At 69.8% G+C, this 3,418-nt stretch carries 1 protein-coding gene; it reads right to left on the bottom strand.

Annotation, left to right across the window (positions count from 1 at the left end; translation table 11 throughout):
* Positions 1-2,683: ribonuclease E/G (locus tag Q0112_RS12575; RefSeq protein WP_297975828.1), on the bottom strand; the 2,683-nt coding region annotated here is incomplete at its 3' end.
* Positions 2,684-3,418: the final 735 nt, after the last annotated feature.

Below are 3,418 nucleotides of genomic sequence, written 5' to 3'. Positions count from 1 at the left end.
GCCGCTTCGGAGCGCTCTCTCGCCCCTCGGGCTCGGGCTCCGGCGCCGCAACGGCCTCGGGTTCAGCCGGCCCAGCCTCCGCCGGCCCAGCCTCCGCCGCTTCGGGCGTGTCCTCCGGTTCCGCAGCCGGCTCCGCCGGCTCCTCCTCGGCCTCGCGCGACTCCGGCTTGATCGCGGCCACCGCGTCCGAGATGACCTCGGCCAACACTGCCGTCACCGGCTTGCGCACCCGCTCCCGGCGCGGCCGCTGCGGCGCCTCGGCTTCCGGGACCTCGACGATTTCCGGCTCCGTCGCCTCGCCGAGATCGATGATCTCCACCGCCGCGGGCACCGGCGCCGGCTCCGCCGCCACCTCCTCCGGCTTCGCCTTGCTCCGCCCCCCGCGCGAGCGGGCGCGCGACTTCTTCGGCGCCGCCTCAGCTTCCGGCGCCGCCGCCTCGGCGACCGCCGCGACGGCTTCTTCCGCCTCGGCCTCTGCTCCATCCGCTTCGGAGGCCGCCACGGCTTCCGCCACCAGGGCCTCCGGCTCCGCGGCGGCCTCCGTCTCGGCTTCCGCTACCTCCTCGGCGCCCTCCTCGACGTGATGGCCGTTCTCCTGGCTGCCCTTGCCGCCGCGCCGCCGCCGCCGCCGCTTGCGCTTGCCCGACTGCTTCTCGCCCTGCCCGGCCTCGGTCGCGACCTCCTCTTCCTCCTCGGCCGCCTCCACCTCGGTCTCCTCCGGATAGGCGACCGTCGGCAGATTCAGGTTCCCCGGCGCCGGGATGATCCGCGAGGCGGTCTTGAACCGCTCGACCCGGTAGTCGGGGCTGATCAGCGACGGATCGCCCTCCACCCGGACCGAGAGCCCGAAGCGGGTCTCGATCATCGCGACATGCTCGCGCTTCTGGTTGAGCAGGTAGTTGGCGATCTCGACCGGCGCCACGATCAGCACCTCCTTCGACCGCTGCTTGACCCCCTCCTCCTCGATCTCCCTGAGCAGCGCCAGCGCCATCGAGTCGTCCGACCGCACCCGCCCGGTGCCGTGGCAATGCGGGCAGGCTTTCGTGGTCGCCTCGATCATCCCCGGCCTGAGCCGCTGCCGGCTCATCTCGAGGAGGCCGAACGGACTGATCCGCCCGACCTGGATCCGCGCCCGGTCGGTCTTCAGCTTCTCCTTCAGCCGCTTCTCGACCGCGGCGTTGTTGCGCCGATCCTCCATGTCGATGAAGTCAATGACGATGAGCCCGGCGAGGTCGCGCAGCCGCATCTGCCGCGCCGCCTCCTCGGCTGCCTCCATGTTGGTCTTGAGCGCGGTCTCCTCGATCGAGGCCTCGCGCGTCGCCCGCCCCGAGTTCACGTCGATGGCGACCAGCGCCTCGGTGACGTCGATGACGATGTAGCCGCCCGACTTCAGCTGCACCACCGGGTTGAACATCGCGCTCAGGTAGCTCTCGACCTGGAAGCGCGAGAAAAGCGGCAGCACGTCGGCGTAATGCTTCACGTTCTTCGCGTGCGAAGGCATGAGCATCTTCATGTAGTCCTTGGCCTCGCGATACCCGCGCTCGCCGTCGACGAGGATCTCGTCCATCTCGCGGCTGTAGAGGTCGCGGATCACCCGCTTGATCAGGCTTCCCTCCTCGTAGATCGGCGCCGGCGCGATCGACTTCAGCGTCAGGTCGCGGATCTGCTCCCACTGGCGCAGCAGATACTCGTAGTCCCGCTTGATCTCCGTCTTGGTCCGGCTCGCCCCCGCCGTGCGGATGATGAGCCCCGCCCCCTCCGGCACGGTGATCGAGGAGGAGATCTCCTTCAGCTTCTTGCGGTCCGTCGCGTTGGTGATCTTCCGGCTGATCCCGCCGCCCCGCGCCGTGTTCGGCATCAGCACGCAATAGCGCCCGGCCAGGCTGAGATAGGTCGTCAGCGCCGCGCCCTTGTTGCCGCGCTCCTCCTTCACGACCTGCACCAGCATGATCTGGCGGACCTTCACCACCTCCTGGATCTTGTACCGCCGCGCCTTCGGCCGGACGCGCGGGGCGGCGCGCTCCTCGGCCGCGTCGTCGCCGCCCACGGCCTCGTAGCCCTCGGGGGTCTCCTCGTCGTGGGAGTCCTCCTGCGCCTCCGCGGCCTCCTCGGCGGCTTCCGCCCCGGCCCTCTCCGCCGGCTCCTCCGGCACGAAGATGTCGATGTCGCCGGCGGCCGCCGAGGGGGGCGGCACGTCCTCCAGCCCCTCCGAGCCGGCCGTCAGCTCCTCCTTGGGTGCGTCGCGGGCATTTTCCAGGTGGCGCGTAAGCGCGGCGACGACCGCGTCGGCGCCGTTCGCCGCGCCCTCCGCCGCCGGCTGCGCGCGCCGCCGGCTCCGGCTGCGGCCGCGCGCCTTCGGCTTCTCCCGCGACGCCTCCTCCTCGGCCTCGCGCGCGAGCTCGGCCTCCTCGGCGATCAGCGCCTCGCGGTCGGCCTTGGGGATCTGGTAGTAGTCGGGATGGATTTCCGAGAAGGCGAGGAACCCGTGCCGGTTCCCGCCGTAGTCGACGAATGCCGCCTGCAGCGACGGCTCGACCCGCGTGACCTTGGCGAGATAGATGTTGCCGGCGAGCTGCCGCTTGTTCAGCGACTCAAAGTCGAATTCCTCGACACGGGTTCCGTCCACCACCACCACGCGGGTCTCTTCCGCATGGGTGGCGTCGATCAGCATTTTCTTTGTCATGGTGTCTTTCGTGAACGCGCGCGAAGCGCCCGGCCTGCGAGCCGTCCGCTCCCTGCGTTGCCTTGGGGGGTGCCGAAGCGCGGAGATCCGCCGGAAGGGAAGGCCCGCCTTCGGGGCCGCCTCTCGTGATCGGTAGAGATCCTGCGCGCTTCACCGCGGTTCTTCTCCGGCCCGGCCAGCAAGAGATCTGCTCCCGGGCCCACTTGTGTCCGGGCCGCCGGCCCGGGTCGATCAGAAATGGCGCGAACGCCGGTGCCGCAGGAATGCCGGGATCGCGAAAGACGACTGCGGCCGCCTTGCGATGCCGCGAGCTTGCGACGAATACGAGTAGGATGCGATCGCCATGCAACCGATCCGAAGCGCAACATTATTCAGCAGCCGGCAAAAACACAAATGATTTTTCCGCCGCCGCACGGCGCGTCGTCCGGCGGGAACCGGCCTGAGGCGACCGCTCAAAAGGCCTTGATCGATCACCTCGGCGCCCGAAGGCCCGCGGCCATCCGCCCCGAGGGGCGCCCGCGACAGCCTCGCCCCGAAGGGTGACGGCAGGCGTTCGCGGGGCGAGTAACGAAGTTTTAACCCGACGAATCCCTTCAATATCAATGAGATACCTATAGTTTCGCGCGCGAAATCCTGATTCCCGCTGCCCGGGCGCCCGTCCCGCTCGTCCTTGCGGCCTCGCCCGATTGCCCTGTGAACCGGCCCGGGCGGTTTTGACCTTTGCCGGCATGGCGG

Origin of the sequence: uncultured Amaricoccus sp., from assembly GCF_937858865.1 — a bacterium.
GTDB lineage: Bacteria > Pseudomonadota > Alphaproteobacteria > Rhodobacterales > Rhodobacteraceae > Amaricoccus.
This window is presented reverse-complemented; position numbering and strand designations above follow the sequence as displayed.